Source organism: Limnospira indica PCC 8005 (assembly GCF_000973065.1).
Taxonomy (GTDB): Bacteria; Cyanobacteriota; Cyanobacteriia; order Cyanobacteriales; family Microcoleaceae; genus Limnospira; species Limnospira fusiformis.
Map to the genome: position 1 here is coordinate 2557499 of NZ_FO818640.1, position 18925 is coordinate 2576423.

The following is an 18925-nucleotide window of genomic DNA, read 5'->3' on the forward strand; positions in this document are numbered from 1 at the left end:
CATTGATTTTATAGTCAAGTGTATAGACATACTCCGCCTTCCAGTCCAATTATAACCAAGAAATTTTCAGTTGTCAACCCCCAATTCAGAGAATTTCTGATCAATGGTGATTTTGAGAGAGAATGAGATTGAGGATATTTAATTCTGTGGAGGTAAGCAGATAGCGATCGCTAAAAACCTTAGATCGCATTTGTTCAAGACTATAACTTCTAAAGATGACAAAAGGGAATTCTTGATAGCGATCGCCAATAGGTAGGACTTGTTCACATGGGTAGAGTAGATTAATATATTGACTGAGGATATGACGGAAACTGTTATTGTCCGTTTCATGTATTTGGGACTGAAAATAATGGCGGATTTGTTCTCCGACAATAAAGGTAAATAAAGGAATCGCGTAATATTGACAATCCCAGGAGTTGTGTTGTTCAAGTATTTGAGTCCGATAGTGGTGTTCTTGGAGTTGATCAATTAAATCGATCGCACCTTTAATACTAGCGGTGAGACTAGGAGGATATTGGGAACTCTCACGAATCGCAATCATTTTTTTTAAAAGTTCCGTATTCGCATATTCCGCAATTTCCCTTAATCTCATTTGGTAAGACTCTTTTAAACCAGAGTTAATATTAACCAAGATTAAGCTACCACATATATGACCAAGTTCTGGTTTTTTCAGTTCTAGCAAACCTGTCAAGGGGTCACAATATTTAGCAAACTCAGCATTAAATTCTCGGATAAGTGTTAAATAGGAGATGCTGGAATTATCGCGGCTATATTTAGATTCATCACTACCATTGAGCAAAAACTCACACCGATTCAGCAATTCTTGGATATGTGTAGAGACAGTGTTTAAGGTAGTGTTTTTAGGATTTCTTTTGTATTCTTTGTCTAATTGCTTAATTAAGGTAGATAACTGACCCGTGAAACTTTGACCAGAAGCAGAAACAGATTTTCCTCCAATGGGAATCATCAAAAAGTTACCCCTTCCCACTTGACCATATCCTTGTATTCTGGTCATGATCGCAGTTTTGAGAATAACTAGCAAGTTTAACATACTGATCAGACTTTCTTGAATGGAGAGATTAGGGTCGCTATCATCTCCGTAGTAAATAGCGCGATCGCATAAGTAAAAAGTCAAGAATTTCTGGTGATCATCAAAAGTCTGCAATTTTCCTTCTTCCCAAAACTGTCCGCGACAGCGATAAATAACTTGGATAATTTCCATTAAGTTAGTTTCGACTTGAAACCGAGGAACTTCCACTAAAATATGAGTAGATTTCGGGAAGGATAAACCCCGACTAGCGGAGGAAGTCATAAATACCACTTTGACCTGGTTTTGATATTGATGGATTTCTTGTCTTTCCGTATCGCTGAGGTTAGCGTGAACTTCTAAGTAGTCTTGATTTTTGACAAAGGTTTGCTGTTCTTGGATATCTTCAATTAGCAGTTGTAGTCTGGTTTTGTCTTGGATATAAACTAAAATCTGACCCGTATTTGGTTCCTGAATGAGTTGATTAATATCGGTAAAAATCTTAGATAATACAGTTTTGGGAAGTTTGGCTTTGGTTTCCGATAGTTGGTCTTGATTAAATTGGACAGATTCAATAAAGGGTTTATAGGTGATAGTCAGATCTTTCGCGGGATAGGAGTTAGCGTTAATAGCGATCGCCGACTTTTTGTTAAATTCAAATTCCTTAGACGAGATAGAATCAATATCTGGTTGAGATACCCGACGGAAGAAAATTTTATCAGGTTCGGGAGACGTTTCTGATAGGTGTTGTGTAATCACTTCCGGGTCAACAATGGAAGCATCTGCGACAATTACCTTAGTATTGAATCCATATTCACGATTAGTTAATTGGTATTTATTAATAATTTTGCGAATCCCGTCGAGAAATTCAACCCCGCTATTATCTCCGGTAATTTCATCAATCATAATAAATATATTTTTGATGCGTTGGGAGAGAGACTGCATTTTTTTAATATCAACTTTATTAGTTCTTTTGCTGTATGCTGTCTCAAAAATTTTCTCGAAGTTTTCTAAAGTATTCTTACCAGTATTAGTAATGCGTAAAGATTGTATACAAGCTGTAGCCACAATATGATTAGAGAAATCATCATTAATTAAATTAGATATGGCTTCACACAGGGTTGATAATACCCCATTAACCTTATGTGGAGATGGTTTTAGGCGATTATCGGCGATGCGTTCAACTGATTTATAACCGGGATATGAATGCGGTTTTTCTCTTTGGTTAATCGGGATAAATTTAACTGAGTGAAGGATAAACTCATCTTGATGTTTGGTGGCGAGATAATTAACCGTTGAAGAGGGTGCGTTATTTTGGAGAAGGATAAAGTTAGTGGTAACACAAAATAGGCGATCGTCGCTAAGATGATCAGTTTCTGAGTTTTTGAATTTTTCGATAATATCTAGGTTAACTTGTTTGCGAGGACTGACATAAAAGAAGAGAAAACCCTCATCAATATGAGATTTCAAAAAATCCACGATCGCCGTAGTTTTTCCAATTCCGGGATTTCCGGTCAGAAAGATATAAGTATGGACTGAGTTTAGGTATTTTTTGACGGCTTCCGCGTGGGGTTGTCTCAGGTCTAGGGTACAACTAAAATTATCAATAATTTCTGTGTGGGGGGGGATGATATTAATGCGATCGCGACTAATATTAGATAGATTTTTCAGGAAGGATTTACCATTTTTAAAACTTTTGGCGACATTGCGGCGAATTAGATCCATTACCTGTTTTCTCGCTGCGGTAATTTCTGCATCTTTGGGTTCATTTTGATAAATATTCGCACAGGTAGCGAGTAAATCCCAATGGTGTTGACTTTGGGGATTTAGGGATAGGTTGCTAAGACTGCGATCGCTATATCCGACTACATTAATCATCGTAGAGTTTTCGGGTTTGACTATTCCGAATTGTTTTAAAAAACCATAAAAGCTATAAGCATAACTAGCAGCTTGAATTAATTTAACACATTCCTTATCTTGTCGCTTAAATGCGGTAAAGTATCGTTTGATATCCTCCGAAAATTCCACATCAAGATTTTGCGGATCTCCCGTATCCAGCCGCAATTTTACGAAAACACTTTTCGATTTCAGATAATTAATCTCTCGTTTGAGTAACCGACGTTGGTTGTCTAGGTTTTTATCGGTTAAATCCATTAAATCTTCAATCGCTTTCACCGAAAATATGGATAAATCTACCACTAATATTCTCAGGTTATTTCGGTGTCTCAGTAACATTAAAGTGTCAGCTTTCAAAAACTCACCTTTCTGGCTGTATTTTTCCCAATTGATATTCGGTGGTCTAGGTGAAAATTCATCTTTTAACTGCGACGACCACCCCTCAATCTGTAGCCGTTTATCTTTGGGAAATAGGTTGATACTGTTATCATCAGAAAAGCTACACTGATTATAAATAATATGATACTTATGGTAATTTTTTCCCAAGGATTTCAGATATTCTCGAAAAAAGTTCAACCCCGATAACCAACCTTTCTGAATCAAAAATAATCCCCATTTTTGCAGGTTATTCCTAATGGCTTCCTCGTCGGTTATGTTGGCATCTTTGATAATTTTCCGTAGCATTTCTGAGAATCGCAATTTTTGCAAATCCCGACTATACAAATCAGCGAAATTATTGTCAATTTTAGCTTCCGATATCGCTGATAAAATCCCAATATTGAAACCTACCTCAAATAATCTTCCGAAATTTTCTGCGACTTTCATCTGTCAACCTCAATCATTATCGTGATTATTCAACTTATTGATCAACCAGGTTATTGGTGGAATCCGATTGGGGTCTCCGTCGATTCTGGGGATACAAAATCGAGTTAACCTCACTCAAAAAAGCCAAACTATTAAAATTGGCTTTTCCATTAATATGATTAAAAACAGATTTTTTTCGTAAAGAATCATCACCAATAACGCGATCGTAGGGATCTAGTTTAATCTGGATCTTGTTTCTAACTAATTTTTTTTCTAATCTGTAAAAGTGGAAAAAAGTCAAATATTGCAGAATGTCTTGTTTCAGAGAGTTATTATGAATCAATCCCTCCCGAATATGCTGATCGTCCAGGACTCCTTGATAGATATTTAATAAAGTTGCGTAGGACATCACCCCATTATAAAAGCGATCGTCCTCGTTTTTGGTTTTCACAGATAAACCATTAAAGAGATTAAAAAATACCACCACGTTTTTACTAGGGTCCTCTACCAAGTTTAATAATTTAGCAGTATCCTTTAGACTATAGGAAACCTGGTCTAAGGTTTTCATTTTTCTTTTTCTGACATAATACTTATTAAAGAAAACCGGATATATTTTAATATCTGGTAATCCTGATTGGAGAGATTTAATTAAAGTGGGTGACATGAAATAAAACTCATCTTCATTATCCACTTGTTTGGTTAGGTTTAAATTATCAGTAAATGGCGCTTTGGCTATATACAAAAAGTGACGATATCCTAATTCCTCGTAAAGATAATCTACTACATCCATTAAAATTGAGGGTTCTGTATATAAATTGCGAGAGAGATAATTTTCCGAAAAGGTTTTTAATAACTGTACGACAATTTGATTCTCTGACTGCTTCCTAATTCCGATCGCTTCACCGAATACAGTAGAAATCCGGTCTTGGCGATCGCCTTTGAATAAACCATCACTTTCAACACTAGAAACCACAATTAAAGCCAATTTATCCAGGGAGAAACTGGGACGATTAGCAGATTGATCTAGGATAAACTTGCGCGGTAATACCGAATATAACGAACCCAAAGCATTTCCCTTGGTAAAACTTTGGGTCAGATTTTTAATCCGCAACCCTTGAGAATTGGCGCGATATTTATTATTCAATAAATGACTAATTACTTTCGATAAATTAGCCATAAACTTCTCTGATTCAAAAGGTTTATTTTCGCTACCTTCATGAAGTCGAAAAATTGGTAAAAATACCAGTCCCCAACCTTCCAGAATTATCAGCAAAATGATATAAATCAGCAGAGACATGGTAAACCGATAAATAAAACTCTGTACCGAAGAATTATCATGCTCCTTATTTAAGGATTCTTTATTGTAGTGAAAAATAATTCCTGGAATATTGCTAAAAATTTGTTCTGTTTGTTGGCTATTTGGGTTACTTTTAGGAAGGAAGAAAACCGGAAGACATTTTTGAATTTTATCAATCCCATGATAATTGATGGTAAATTGCTGATTTTCTGATGTCTGATAATAGCGGATATCTTCGATTTTCAGATTACCCGGAAGTTGACAAAATATTCCCGTGTCGGGACTAGAATCGCCAATAGTAATGTACTGAAGACACTCTTTGGTATTGCTTTCTACTAGATGATTAAAAAACAAACCATTGCTAATTTTATCAATATCTGATTCTAATATACCCTTATATATGCCAATTTTAATAGGAAAATTTTGGGGTTCTAAAATAGTGGATTGTTTAAGACAATGATGAAGTAGCGATTTGAGTCTATTAATTTTTTTTAATACTTTATATTTGTAAAATCCTTTAATGACACGCTGCAAAAAATTAGACTTTTTATCTTCATCTGTACCCTGAAAAATTGGCAAAAAATAGGTCTCAAAACTCTCGCGAACATTATAAGTTAGTTCCGATTGTGGATCATAATCTTCTTGGTCAGGATTACTGTGAGTCGCAAATGCAAAATAGTAGACAAAAGCTAATTTCAAGACCTTTTGATAATACAGAGATTCCTGATAAAATTCTGGTTTTTTTGCTTCGGCTTTATCAGGATTAATCGTATCAAGATGATAGTCAAATGCTGGTTTACCTCCCCTAGCTTGAACCGGGTTGTTAAATTTAAGTTTTAAGCCAAAAGTAAAGGTTCTCTCGCTTCCGTCTGGACTGGTGGTTTCCCCTAAACTCTCGCTAATTATCGGAATAATGGGGAGAGAGTCAAACACCTCTGACCGGGAAAACCAATCCCGATAATTAATGGTTTCTCCACCATAACTAACTCGATAATCTCCATCCTGTTTGTCATGGTCATAAATATAAGCCACCATATCTTTTAGTCGCCGAATTAAATCCTGTAAATAAACTAAATCGCGATTATTATTAGTGGCTAAATTGGCGGCTAAATATTCTAAATAGCAGATTTTAGCGTGTTTTTTGAGTTTCCCTAGGGATTCGCTATCGACTACTTTCTGTAATTTATAAAAATCAGAAGATTTATCATTAGTTAAATTATCTAGGATTTCCAGAGTATCTTCTACATCCTCGCTGGATTCTTGGTCCAGTTTTTCCTCAATATAGTTACGGAGTCCCTGTTTTAAATCTTGGGTAAATTGATTGATGTTTCTTACGGAAATTGTCAGTTTATGAAACTTGAGGATAGAATGACTACCCACATTCTCATTAACCCGTGTTTCTAACTCTGAAGTTTTGACGTTTTGGATAGCAGGAAAATTATAATATAAATCGAATTTCTGATTGTTGATTTGCTGTAAAGTTCGGATAAAGCTATGAGTTAAAGAGTTGATATCTGGGTGATTATTATCTCTGGCTAATTCCTGTAACTTGTCTTTTAATAAATCCCGAATTTGTCTGATTTGTTGGTTAAATATATTTTGAGTATTACTATTAAAATTAACTGTGGCTGATTTGATGATACCCTTGGAACTAATGGGGTTAGCAATATTTTGTTTAATTAGTTGCTCAGTAATAGTCTCTAGGTCGATAATCAGATGATTTTTATTTTGGGAAATTTTGAATGGTTGTTGTTGGGTAATTTGCTGGATAATTTTATTTAATATATCGCTGTAGTCTACGGGTTCTAAGTTGCTGTCAGCTATTCCTAAAATGTTCATGTTGACTCCTGATGATAAATAATAGTAGCGATCGCCTTAGTAATTATCGGGGTGATTCGCCTTAGTAATTATCGGGGTGATTAAATAGGTGATGACTGAGGCTTGCCTTCACCTATATTGATGTGTGATAATAGACTAGAATGCTTGAATCCACTCTTTCACGTTGTACTCAGTCCAGATCCCATTTTTCCAGTAGGGGTCAGCTTCCACCAAGCCGCGAACGATCGCCTCTGATTCAGCCTCATAAATCCCCAAAACCTGAGTTAGATCTTTGGTGGGTCCAATAGTAATTAAAACCCCCGATTCTTTTTGTTCCTTTAAACCCTGTAAATGTTCTGGTCGGTAGGGTTCCCGTTTCGCCAAAACGTCTTCACAGTAGCTACCCAACATGATATATTTTGCCATAACCTTCTCAATGTCGTCAACTAATCACCACCATAGATATTATCACATTATACCAGAGCCATGGTAATAGGTGTCTATGTGATTTTGAGGAAATTCTCAGAAGTGGGTGGTTATCGACAAGAGGAGTCAACCTCCCCCCAAGAAGGGAAGGAGGGGGGATAAAGGGAGACTAACTAACTTCTCAAACTGACCTGAAACTCCTTAACCAAAGCATCCCTAATTTTTTGCTGTAAGGGTTCTATGTCCTCATCAGTAAGGGTGCGATCGCCAACCCGATAAACCAAACGAAAAGCCAAACTTCGCTGATTTTCGGGAACATTTTTGCCACGGTATTCGTCGAATAAATCCACCGATTCCAGGATTTTACCACCATTTTTAATCATGGTTTTTTGCAAGTCAGCCACCGACACCGAATCCGCCACAAAAAAGGCCAGGTCGCGGTCACTAGCGGGGAAAGTAGAATAGGACTGAAAAGGTCGCTTTAAGTAATCCTTAGCCGTAATAGCAGCCGTGAGTACCGGGAGACGAAACTCGAATAAATAGACAGCTTCAGGAAGTTCTTTTTCCCGTTGAATTTGGGGGTGTAGTTGACCAAAAATTCCCAGCCGATCGCCATTTAACCATAACGTAGCCGTCCGTCCAGGATGAAGCATTTTCACATCAGATTCTTGGCGATATTCCACAGACAAAGACAACCGCTCCCACACCGATTCTAACACACCTTTAGCCTCAAACCAACTCATGGGATTATCCTTGCCACTGTTGACCCAACGACCCTGAGACGGGTCGCCACCAATCACCCCAGCGATCGCATCTTCTTCCTGGTAAACTTCTCCATCACGCCGAAAAATCCGGCCAATTTCCAACCCATTTAACGGACCGTTACCATTTTCCAGGTTAAACACAAAAGCATCAATTAACCCAGATAACATCTCAGTTCGTAAAGCCGAATACTCCACGAACAGAGGATTAGCAATTACCACCTGATTATCCCCTTGTTGTTTAACTAGGGAATAGTGCATCAACTCAGTCAAACCAGCAGCGCGAAAAGCCGATCGCAAGTCTCTTTTAGCCGCTTCTTCTGGTGGTAAATAACCGGGGACACTCTGAGTCGGAAGAGTATCAGAAAAGCGGTCATATCCATATAATCGCGCCACCTCTTCAATCAGGTCAATTTCCCTTTCTAGGTCCCGTTGACGATAGGGGGGAACTGTCACCGTCCAGACTACCGATTCCCCCTCTTGGCGGCTAGTACCACATCCCAAAGCAGTTAAAATACTTTCAACCTCTGGGGGCTGTAAATAGGACTCGACCTCCGTATCTTCTCCCCGCTTGAGGGGTCCTAAAATAGCATTAAGGCGATCGAGACTCAGGGAAACTTCCTGAGTCATCCGCATTTGGGTAGCACCGCTGGCGGATTTCTGAACCGTAGCAGTTCCCCCAGCTAGTTCCGAGATTAATAATATAGCACGACGGCAAGCCAGAGCCAGTTCAGCTTGATTTATGCCGCGTTCATAACGGGTAGACGATTCCGTGCGGATACCCTGAACACGCGCCGATCGCCTAATAGCCACCGGAGAAAACACCGCCGCCTCTAGGATTAAATTAGTCGTCGCGTCGTGAACTTCCGTATCCTCGCCTCCCATAACCCCCGCTAAAGCAACCGGTTGATCATTAGCGGTAATCACCAGATTTTGGTCTTGTAGCTGGCGGGTTTGACCATCAAGAGTTTTGAGAGACTCAGAAGCCTTAGCAAAACGCACCCCGATAGTCAGGTTTTGAGATCCAGTCAGGTTAGTGAGCCGATCGCGATCGAAAGCGTGGAGAGGCTGCCCCCATTCTAGTAAAATGTAGTTGGTGACATCGACGACATTGTTAATGGGACGAATTCCCGCCGCCTGTAGCCGTCGTTTTAGCCAATCAGGAGAGGGGGCAATTTTTACATTGGCGATCGCACCTCCGATATAGGTAGGACAGGCTTGGGATTCCATAATGTCAATTTCCAACCCACCTGCTGGGTCTTGGTCGCCAATTAATACCCCCGCCGCGTCAGGAATTTTCAAACTCCCGCCAGTCAAAGCCGCCACTTCTCTAGCAATTCCTACCATACTCAACCCGTCCGCGCGATTAGCGGTAGCTGTGACATCCAGGATCACGTCATCGAGTCCGATTAGGGGTCGGACATCACTTCCCAGCACAGGGTTGTCTAAATCAAAGCTATGGATACCTGGTGATTCTTTTTCTAAACCCAATTCTGATAGGGAACAAATCATTCCCATAGAGGGGACACCCCGCAGCTTAGTTTTTTTTAGCTTCAGGTCAATGGCGGGGAGATAAGTCCCAATGGTCGCTACAGCCACAATCATATCTGCTGCTGCATTAGGGGCCCCACAAACGATATTTAGGCGATCGCTTTGTCCTATGTCTACCTGACAGACTCGCAGTTTATCCGCATTAGGGTGGGGTGCAATTTCCGCGATTTTCCCTAATACCACACCATCGGCCCAAGTGCGGCGATCTTCGATATCTTCTACTTCAAATCCCGCTACCGTCAGGGTTTCCGCTAATTGTTCGGGACTGATACTGATGTCTACCAGTTCTCGTAACCAGTTTAATGAGATCCGCATATCACTTCAATTTTTTTGTCCGATTCTCCATTCTAAGGAGTCAACTAGCCTAGTGGCGAAACTTTTTTCTGGGGACCTGTTAGCCGATGATGGTAGCAATTACTGGATTTTGGGGTTGCGATCGTTGATAATAGTCGTTAATTCCCCTGATTACAGGTTCCCATAGAAAGTTAGGCAATAATGGGTATACATAGAGATAGAGCAGACCCACCATGTTAATTGTCTTAGAATGGTAGTCTTAGAATGGTAGTTAGGTCTACAGAGTGAGGAGATCGACTATTATTCCTGAAATATCCAAGATCAAATCCTTTGACCTGCTGTTAAGAGCATGATTTAATCTCAAATTAGGTTAACATTTTAGGGCAATACGGTATAATAAGCGAGAAGAGTTGAGGATAAACCTATTGCCAGATATGTCAAACCCAAGGAAGCGGCCAAAATCCTTGGAGTCCATGAAAGAACACTCCGCAGATGGGACGAAAATGGCTCAATCGAGACCATCAGAACCCCCGCTGGGCAACGACGATACAACGTTGAGTCATATTCTGATTCCATTTCAGGCAGTGACAAACGCAAAGTCGTTATCTATGCCAGAGTTAGTAGCCGCGCCCAGCAGTCCGACCTCAACCGACAGGTGGCCGCACTGTCCAACCTCTACCCCGAAGCAGAAGTCGTCTCAGAAATCGGAGGCGGGCTCAACTTCAAGGGAAAGAAAATGCTGGCCTTACTGGGACAAGTCTTGTCAGGAGATGTCCGCATGGTTGTCGTTGCCCACAAAGACCGATTGGCCAGATTTGGATTTGACTGGTTTCGATGGCTCTGTGAGCAAAACAGGTGCCAACTCATGGTTCTCAACCAGACAAGTCTCAGTCCAGAACGACAAATGGTTGAGGACATCCTCGCCATCCTCCACTGCTTTAGCTCCAGATTATACGGACGGAGTAAATACAAAACTCAGGTCAAAGAAGATCCGGATTTACCCCAGCCCCGAGCTAAATCAAGTCTGGCGTAAATGGCTGGCTGCTTGTCGGTATTGCTACAACCAAGCAATTGCATTATCCCGGAGTGGTAAACGACTAAGCAAGTTAAAGTTACGCAATAAAGTGATGCAGAGTGACTTACCCGAATGGGTCAAAGAAACACCCTGCCACATTCGGCAAAATGCCATCTTTGATGCCTATCAGGCTTTGACCGCCAGTCCTGATGCCAGGTTTAGAAGTTGTCGTGACAGCTCTCAAGGGATTAAGTTCAATAATACTAATTTCTCTTCAGGGAGTTGGTATCCAAGACTCACGAAAGGATTAACTTTCATGGTTTCCGAACCCATCCCTAAAACTTGCGGGCAAGGGACTCAGTTGGTGTTTACCAAAGGTCGATGGTTTGCGATTTTCCCTGAACCAGTTGCCGTTACCCCAACTGAAGCGAATGGCGTAATTGCATTAGACCCGGGTGTGCGAACTTTCATAACTGGGTTTGATGGCTCTCGGTTTCTGGAATTTGGCTCCGGGAATATTGGACGCATTACTAGGCTATGTCAACATTTGGATGATTTGATGAGCCGAATCGCCAAGGAACCCTGTCGTTCAAGGAGGCGACGGATGAGGCAAGCGGCTCAACGAATGAGAACCAAAATCCGCAATCTAGTTGATGAAGCCCACAAACAAATTGCTCACTACTTGACTCACAACTACAGCATAATTTTTCTGCCGACCTTCGAGACTTCCAACATGGTTGCCAAAGCCAAGCGGAAAATCAAATCCAAGACTGCCCGCGCCATGCTGACATGGGCGCATTATCGATTCAAACTAACCCTGAGACATCAAGCCGAGATAACTGGAACCACAGTTGTAGATGTGACGGAAGAATACACCAGCAAAACCTGTACTCACTGTGGTCATGTGCATTCCCAGCTAGGTGGCTCAAAAGTGTTCCGATGTCCGGAGTGTGGGTTCACTCTACCCAGGGACTGGAACGGTGCTTTTGGAATCTTTCTAAAAGCTTTGCGGGATACCGCCTCTGTTACCTTAACGGGTAATAGTGCTATCGTCGCATTGTCAGGCAATAGCCGGATAAATGTCGCGTAAATGTATCAGTTCCCTGTGCCTTGCTATATACATAGCTACTTACACGAATTCGCGGTCTGACGTTAATCTTAAATTGAGTTATCTCCAACCGCCATGAGTTACTGTACCAATCCCAGTTGTCCTAATCCCGAAAACCCTAACGAGGCTGTCAAGTGTCAGGCTTGTGGTTCCCGGCTACGGCTACGAAATCGCTACCTAGTCGTTAAACCCATTGGTAAGGGGGGTTTTGGGGCCACATTTCTAGCGCGGGATTTATCCCTTCCCGGCTATCCTGCTTGTGTAGTTAAGCAATTGCGACCTTCTGCCACTTCTAAAAAAGTCCTGGAAATGGCACAACAGCTTTTTCAGCGGGAGGCGAAAACTCTGGGGAAAATTGGTGATCATCCCCAAATTCCCCGTCTTTTAGATTACTTTGTCGGGAAAAAACAGTTTTATTTAGTCCAAGAATTTGTTGATGGTTTGACCCTCAAACAAGAAGTTAGAGCCAATGGACCATTAACCGAAGCACAAACTCAGGAGTTTCTGCGGGATATTTTACCACTACTCGATTATATCCATTCTCAAGAGGTCATTCACCGGGATATTAAACCCGCTAATATCATTCGTCGCCGTCAGGATAATCGTTTAGTTCTCATTGATTTTGGCGCGGTTAAGGATAAAGTAAATCAAGCCACCATGATGGGAACTGGAGAAACCGCTTTTACTAATTTTGCCATTGGAACTTCCGGATTTGCTCCCATGGAACAGATGTCTTTACGACCTGTTTATGCTAGTGATATTTATGCCGTGGGAATGACTTGTATTTATTTACTGACCGGGAAATCTCCCAGCGCTTTGGAACATAACCCCACCACCGGGGAAGTTCACTGGCGAGAACATACCCATGTCAGTGATGCTTTTGGTTTGGTCTTAGAAAGAATGTTGGCGGTGTCCGTTTATCAGCGTTACCAGTCCGCCAAAGATGTTTTATATGCTCTTGATCATCAGGATGATGCAGAAGATGATTTATCTGCTAATATGTCCGTTCAGCCTATAGTTACAGAATTCACACCTGAACCCAAACCAGAACCACCCGAAGAACAAACTATTTATAACGATGATAAAACCTCCATAATGATGACTGCTCCCCAAAGGGAAGTGAAATTGATTCGGGAACGCCGAGAACGCAAAAAACGACAGGAAATGACTGAAATCTCTACCCCTAAACGACCTGTCCGGGGGGGATTAAGTGCTACTCGGGGAGCTCCCGTAACTGCGATTCATAGTGATGGCTTATCTCAGAAAACCGTAACTTCTACTTCCCATAATTGGAATGAAAATAATTTCCGTAGTGCTTTTAGTCAGGGACACCGAGATTTTGGCGATTGTGAATTGAGTGGCTTAAATTTGTCCGGGGGAAAATGGAGAGGTGCTAATTTCTATCAGGCGCGACTTAGTAATATTAATTTTCAAAATGCTGACTTGAGAGATGCGAATTTTGGCCGCGCACGATTGACTCAGGCTAAACTCAAAAATGCTAATCTGGAAAATGCCTATCTGAGTACCGCTAATCTGGAAAAGGCGGATTTGAGAGGTGCTAATTTGCAGGGTGCATATTTGACTCGCGCTAATTTGCGAGGTGCTAATTTATGCGGCGCTAATCTTAGAGGTTGTATTGTGGGGGATGAACAGTTGGCTTTAGCACGCACTAACTGGCGGACTATTTTACCTAATGGAAAACGCAAATTTTGCTTGTGGTAAAATTGCCTATTTATTGCGGTCGATAGGGGTCTGTGGGTTTGGTTTCACCAATTAATGCGGGGTCGGAATTTATGCAGCCTGGTTTTTTCACAAACTGACACACCCGCGCCCATAATCTGGCTCTGGTTCCGGGGGCTCCTACTGAAAATAAAACACGATCGCCTCCGGGTGCTTTCACAATTTTTACGCCACAAATTGGGCAGACCTGGGATGGTTCGTTAGTCATCTTATCTAACCATATCTTTTGGGTCAAGCCAGCACATTATATCACAATCGGAGCAATTTGGCAAGCCCCTTTTACCAAATCAACCCGGTTGCTTATTGGTCAAAATTCCGGGGTATTTCCGATTTATTTGACTCTGTAGCCAGCCTAACCACTGATTGAGATGTTTATAAATATTCACCAGACCTCTGAGATGGGAATATTCAGATCGTCCATAGAGGAAATCATATAGACTCATTTGATAGTTGTCCTGAATGGCTAAATCTAACCACAGACTATGAAAAGGTGAGTTATGGTGGTAGTCGGGAATGGATTGTTGATAATAGGGAAAGGCGGTCAGACAGGTATTAAAAAAGTTCTTTCTCCCTCGATGTTTTAAATAGCTTAATCGGGGTTTAAATAATCCCGGATTTGCTAAGACTTGATGAATGGTATCTGCTAGGGATTCGGGGTCAAATTGGGCGCATAAACCCGCCGCTTCGGGAAAAAGGCGATCGCTTCCCCTCGCGTATTGATTAAACTCCTCAAAACAAATCACCGGAATATTGCAACTCATCGCCTCACTCAGGCTGCGATTTTTACCCTCTAATAATGACCCCAAAATATAAGCCCTTGACCGTGAATAATATGCTGGCATTTCTTGATAATTGTTGGCATACTTGATAAAATTAATATAATCCCAGGGATTCCCTAGTATTGACGTGATTTCTGCCAAAATTTTCCGGGTAATCTCATCATTATTATCAAAGTTATTAAAGTCTAGGTGGCGATCGCCCGCAATTAAAGATAGTTTAATGTGGTGTTGATATTTTTGCCGATACACTTTTAAACCCCTAGCAATCATCGGCAAATTCTTTTCGGGAGCAATCCGAGAAACACAAAGCAAATCAATATCTTTTGTCTCTATGGGTTTCGGGGCGATAATATACTCATTAATAAAGTCCGAATTGTAGCAAGTCATCAACACTTTATCAACGGGATTATTTCGGAAAAACCACCGGGCGCGATCGCGGTTATTATACAAACAGGAATAGGCATCAGCCGTTTGTGACCAAGGATAGGAACACCACATCGAGTAAGCCAACGAGAAGAAATAACGGGATAAATTCGGCAAGACATGATTCAGCAAATCCACCGACTCACTATAATAAAATCCTTTGATAAATCTCCCCTCATAAAAAACTGGGGGTAACACTACATAAAAGCTGACAGTATTAAATCTTGATGGTTGGCTTTTGTCAATCTCATAAGTCCAGCTATCCAAATCAGCATAGATATCCTCAATGGCTTTATCTACCTTGGGATCATGGAAATATGGTTGTTGACGACTATAATCTCCTTGTCCCATGGTTTAACTTATAGCTAATTGAACTTAGGTCAGTATACCAGCCCAGTAACACTTGGGAGGCAATTGCAGTGTCATAACCACCCAGCAGGGATCAACCCCTCCATGGTTACTAACAGCCTGAGTCCCCTGTGAGGAATGGTAACCAAATCTCGCGCCCTTAGTCATAAAATTTAATAATTTCTCTATAGACTTATGATTACTCAATGATTGAGGATGTCAGTTAGGAAAGATTAAGAAAATACTTAAATTTGAAGTTAGTCATTATTCCTGGCTAAAATAAATCAGTGGGAGCAGTTCCTCTGAAAATTGACTCTCATAGGTATCTGCGACCAAACCAGTTTGGGGTTCAAGTTTTTTCATGTTTTCTCAAATCTCTCTTCCGACAATAATCAAGAGGGTGCCAGTTTGTGGTCAGGATATCACCGTTGATCAGTTGTGGTCAGTATTCTCAGAAGGTGATCATGATTGCGTTGTGGTTGTTAACCAACAGCAATATCCCATTGGGGTAGTGTATCTGCGTAATTTAACTACCTATTTATTTTCGACAAAAAATAAAAAGCGGCCATTAACAAAAGCCATCCTAGCCGATCTAAGCGATCGCCTCATTAAACCCTTGCTTCTAATTCCCGCTTATTTAGATTGGCCAGAATTTTGGGCTTATTTGCAGCAAATTGGTTATGATTTAGGATGGCATCCCTATTATTGTCAATCCGGTAATAATCATCAAACAGAGGGTCTGTCCCCTCTGGCTATCATTAATCAAAAACAGGAATTTTTGGGGCTGATTGACTTAGCCAAACTACTGCCATATCTAGTTAGTCAGCCAGTCCAATTGGCGGAATATCAGTCACCCGTCCAGAAAGGGGGGTTTGATTCGTTTCTCGGTTCCCTGTTGCAACTCCTAGACCAATTGCCACTACCCATGATGATTCAAACCCAAAACGGGGAAATCTTGGGGCAGAATACGGCTTGGGTGCAACAGGTCGGAAATCAACCAGAAGTCTTGCAGCAAGCCGCTGAAACAGTCAACCAATGGGTTACTACCTCCACTACAACCCATGTCGATATCAGCAGCAACTCGGACGATTATACCATGGCGAACCCGGTACCAGAGTCCTCCATCTCCCCAACTACAGCCGTTAACCCCAACACCACCCAGTTAGACGAGTGTAGCTCGGATATGCCTAAGTGGTGCGATAATAGCTCAAATTCGGAAACATATATCTGTATTTGTCCACAATCCAAACAGCAGCGAGTGTGGCAATTTACCCGCCGGACTTTGGTACAGCCAAGTTTAACAGAATGCTTTGATAAATGGTGGTTAATTATTGCTCAGGATATCACAGAACAATATCGAGTCGCCCAAGAGTTGACCGCTAAAAATGCGGATTTAATCCAACTAAATCGACTCAAAGATGAGTTTTTAGCCTGTATTAGCCATGAACTGAAAACTCCCTTAACAGCAGTTTTGGGGTTGTCTAGTTTGCTGAAAGATAAAGCCTTGGGGGAATTAAGCGATCGCCAAGCTAAATACGCCAAACTGATCCACCAAAGCGGACGACATCTGATGATGGTGGTTAATGATATCTTAGATTTAACCCGCATTGAGACCGGACAGTTAGAACTAACTCCCGAAGGTGTGAACATTCAAACCGTATGCGATCGCGCTTTAGAAGCCGTCCTGCACCTGCACCAGCAGGGTGATATTAAGGATAGTCAATCTAGCTTAGGTAGCCAAAAATTTAGCATCGAAATCGAACCCGGACTAGAAACTATTGAAGCCGACGAATTGCGTCTACGCCAGATGCTAATCAACCTAATTTCTAATGCCTTTAAATTTACTCCTGATGGTGGTTATATGGGTTTACGGGTTAACCGTTGGGAGGATTGGATCGTGTTTACAGTTTGGGATACAGGTATTGGCATTCCCGAGCAAAAACAACATCTGATTTTTGAAAAGTTCCAACAGCTAGAAAGTCCCCTAAATCGTCAATTTGAAGGCACAGGTTTAGGATTAGTTCTCTGTCAAAGATTAGCCCGGCTTCATGGTGGAGATATTAGCTTTATTTCCCACCAAGGAAAAGGCACTGAGTTTACCTTACTTTTGCCTCCCGTCCCTCCCGTAAACGGCTGGAAATCAGATAAATTAGACTGGGAAAAAGCCGACGTTTATCCATCCTCTCCATACCCTAAAACCAATTTATCTCGTCCCACTACCCAGGGACAATCTCGGTTAATTTTGATTGTCGAAGCCGTCCCCAAATATATTGATGATTTGAGTGATAAACTCTCCAAATTGGGTTATCGAGCCATCGTCGCCAGGACGGGAACCGAGGCTTTAGAAAAAGCCAGAAGGTTGCAACCTCGGATGATTTTTCTCAATCCTTTACTGCCACTTTTATCAGGTTGGGATGTGCTAACCTTGCTGAAAGCCGATGTAGATACCTGTCAAATTCCCGTATTTATTACAGCTACTTTAGGGGAAAAAAAGCGGGCTATGAAAGTAACCTGTGATGGTTTTCTGAGTTTACCTGTCGAGAAGTCAGATTTAAAGTTAGTGATTAATCAACTGGAAAAAACCCCCTCGATCGCACCAATTAAGAGATTAACAGTCCTGTGGTTAAATCCAGTTGACCACGACGAATTAAACCAAGGCTTAGCAGGTAGTTTAACCGACAAAAACTTGCCATCACCCATTAACGACACTTCTCAAACTTCCCCTTGTCGGATTTTGGAAGCTGATGATTTGGGTCAGGCGGAACTACTGGCGAGAATTTGGCATCCTAATGTTATGGTTTTAGAGTCTATTAATTACCTTGATGACCCCATGGCATTTTTGCTGGAATTGAAAGATGAAAAACATCTAGCTAATCTTCCCATAGTCACCCTAGACACACCCACAACTCAAGCAGCCAATCAAATTCAAGGATTATCCGTTTTCCCCTGTCTATTACCTCAAATTAGCCAGACTTATATGGGGTCTAGGAGGCGACAAGCTGACCCAGGTCTTTTACAGGTGATTCAAGTGGCGGCGGGGATGAGTTGGAAATCTCATATTTTGGTGGTGGATTTGTTGACATTACCAGACTTAGTAAACCTAGATGATGATGGAAGTAATCAAAGGGCGAATTTTTATCCCCCGGCTGACCAAACCAGCAAAATTGAGCAAGCCTTGATTCAGTATCTACAAACAGCAGGATTTCGGGGAACTATGGGGAGAACCTGGGAAGAAATTATGCAACAATTACAGTATCAGAGTGTCGATTTATTGCTGATTTGTGTGCGCCATCAAACTTCCCCCATTCTCCGAAACGCTTTAGATGCTTTAGTTAACCTGGGTAATTCTCAGCATGATGATTTAACAATTCCGCCGATTCTGGTTTTAGACAATTCTGGTTTATTTAAAACTTCTCCTGATACCAAACCTAACAGTTCCCCCATTCAACATATCCCCACAGACTTACAGGGTTTAACTCAACATCTCACCCTCAAATTTCTATCGGGTCGGATTTCCATGACTGAACTATTGGATCAGATTCGAGAGTTAATGTAAAGTTTTGTAAAATGATTCCTGATGGCTGATTAAATGTGGGATAATGGGAGTGTTTGGTAGTAATTTTAGCCCGCAAAAAAAA

At 41.2% G+C, this 18925-nt stretch carries 10 protein-coding genes; 4 read left to right on the plus strand and 6 right to left on the minus strand.

Annotated features, from left to right (window positions below):
• Positions 1–100 precede the first annotated feature (100 nt).
• The 4 genes from XZ46_RS11250 to pheT all read right to left on the minus strand — a co-directional run bounded on the left by XZ46_RS11250 (position 101) and on the right by pheT (position 9895).
• Positions 101–3748 carry a helicase-related protein gene (locus XZ46_RS11250; protein WP_008050534.1) on the minus strand — a complete coding sequence of 1216 codons (3648 nt, stop codon included), beginning with the start codon at positions 3746–3748 and terminating at the stop codon, positions 101–103.
• Between the two features lie 34 nt (positions 3749–3782).
• Positions 3783–6863 carry a hypothetical protein gene (locus XZ46_RS11255; protein WP_008050535.1) on the minus strand — a complete coding sequence of 1027 codons (3081 nt, stop codon included), beginning with the start codon at positions 6861–6863 and terminating at the stop codon, positions 3783–3785.
• Between the two features lie 135 nt (positions 6864–6998).
• Positions 6999–7268, minus strand: a complete 270-nt coding sequence (locus XZ46_RS11260; protein WP_006620252.1) for a YciI family protein — start codon at positions 7266–7268, stop codon at positions 6999–7001.
• A 173-nt stretch (positions 7269–7441) separates the two neighbouring features.
• On the minus strand, positions 7442–9895 hold the full coding sequence (pheT, locus tag XZ46_RS11265) for a phenylalanine--tRNA ligase subunit beta (RefSeq protein WP_008050537.1): 2454 nt from the start codon (positions 9893–9895) through the stop codon (positions 7442–7444).
• Positions 9896–10298: 403 nt separating this feature from the next.
• On the opposite strand from pheT, the gene XZ46_RS29250 reads away from it, so the two are divergent.
• The 3 genes from XZ46_RS29250 to XZ46_RS11275 all read left to right on the plus strand — a co-directional run bounded on the left by XZ46_RS29250 (position 10299) and on the right by XZ46_RS11275 (position 13719).
• Complete coding sequence (locus tag XZ46_RS29250) at positions 10299–10907, plus strand: IS607 family transposase (RefSeq protein ID WP_071829334.1); 609 nt, start codon at positions 10299–10301, stop codon at positions 10905–10907.
• Positions 10870–11979, plus strand: a complete 1110-nt coding sequence (locus XZ46_RS11270) for an RNA-guided endonuclease InsQ/TnpB family protein (protein ID WP_230428100.1) — start codon at positions 10870–10872, stop codon at positions 11977–11979. The genes XZ46_RS29250 and XZ46_RS11270 overlap by 38 nt, the downstream gene beginning before the upstream one ends.
• Positions 11980–12072: 93 nt before the next feature.
• Positions 12073–13719: a serine/threonine-protein kinase gene (locus tag XZ46_RS11275; protein ID WP_008050544.1), complete on the plus strand. Its 1647-nt coding sequence runs from the start codon at positions 12073–12075 to the stop codon at positions 13717–13719.
• Positions 13720–13729: 10 nt separating this feature from the next.
• Here the strand turns inward: XZ46_RS11275 and nblD are convergent, their stop codons facing one another.
• Together nblD and XZ46_RS11285 are read right to left on the minus strand one after the other, a co-directional pair.
• On the minus strand, positions 13730–13945 hold the full coding sequence (nblD, locus tag XZ46_RS11280; RefSeq protein WP_006620255.1) for an NblD family protein: 216 nt from the start codon (positions 13943–13945) through the stop codon (positions 13730–13732).
• Positions 13946–14024: 79 nt separating this feature from the next.
• Positions 14025–15290 carry a glycosyltransferase gene (locus tag XZ46_RS11285; protein WP_008050547.1) on the minus strand — a complete coding sequence of 422 codons (1266 nt, stop codon included), beginning with the start codon at positions 15288–15290 and terminating at the stop codon, positions 14025–14027.
• A 358-nt stretch (positions 15291–15648) separates the two neighbouring features.
• On the opposite strand from XZ46_RS11285, the gene XZ46_RS11290 reads away from it, so the two are divergent.
• Positions 15649–18843, plus strand: a complete 3195-nt coding sequence (locus XZ46_RS11290; protein ID WP_048895056.1) for an ATP-binding protein — start codon at positions 15649–15651, stop codon at positions 18841–18843.
• Positions 18844–18925 lie beyond the last annotated feature (82 nt).

Coding starts and splice junctions, on each gene's coding strand:
- XZ46_RS11250 (WP_008050534.1), bottom strand. CDS start 3,748: ATGAAAGTCGCAGAAAATTTCGGAAGATTATTTGAGGTAGGTTTCAAT.
- XZ46_RS11255 (WP_008050535.1), bottom strand. CDS start 6,863: ATGAACATTTTAGGAATAGCTGACAGCAACTTAGAACCCGTAGACTAC.
- XZ46_RS11260 (WP_006620252.1), bottom strand. CDS start 7,268: ATGGCAAAATATATCATGTTGGGTAGCTACTGTGAAGACGTTTTGGCG.
- pheT (WP_008050537.1), bottom strand. CDS start 9,895: ATGCGGATCTCATTAAACTGGTTACGAGAACTGGTAGACATCAGTATC.
- XZ46_RS11275 (WP_008050544.1), top strand. CDS start 12,073: ATGAGTTACTGTACCAATCCCAGTTGTCCTAATCCCGAAAACCCTAAC.
- nblD (WP_006620255.1), bottom strand. CDS start 13,945: ATGACTAACGAACCATCCCAGGTCTGCCCAATTTGTGGCGTAAAAATT.
- XZ46_RS11285 (WP_008050547.1), bottom strand. CDS start 15,290: ATGGGACAAGGAGATTATAGTCGTCAACAACCATATTTCCATGATCCC.
- XZ46_RS11290 (WP_048895056.1), top strand. CDS start 15,649: ATGTTTTCTCAAATCTCTCTTCCGACAATAATCAAGAGGGTGCCAGTT.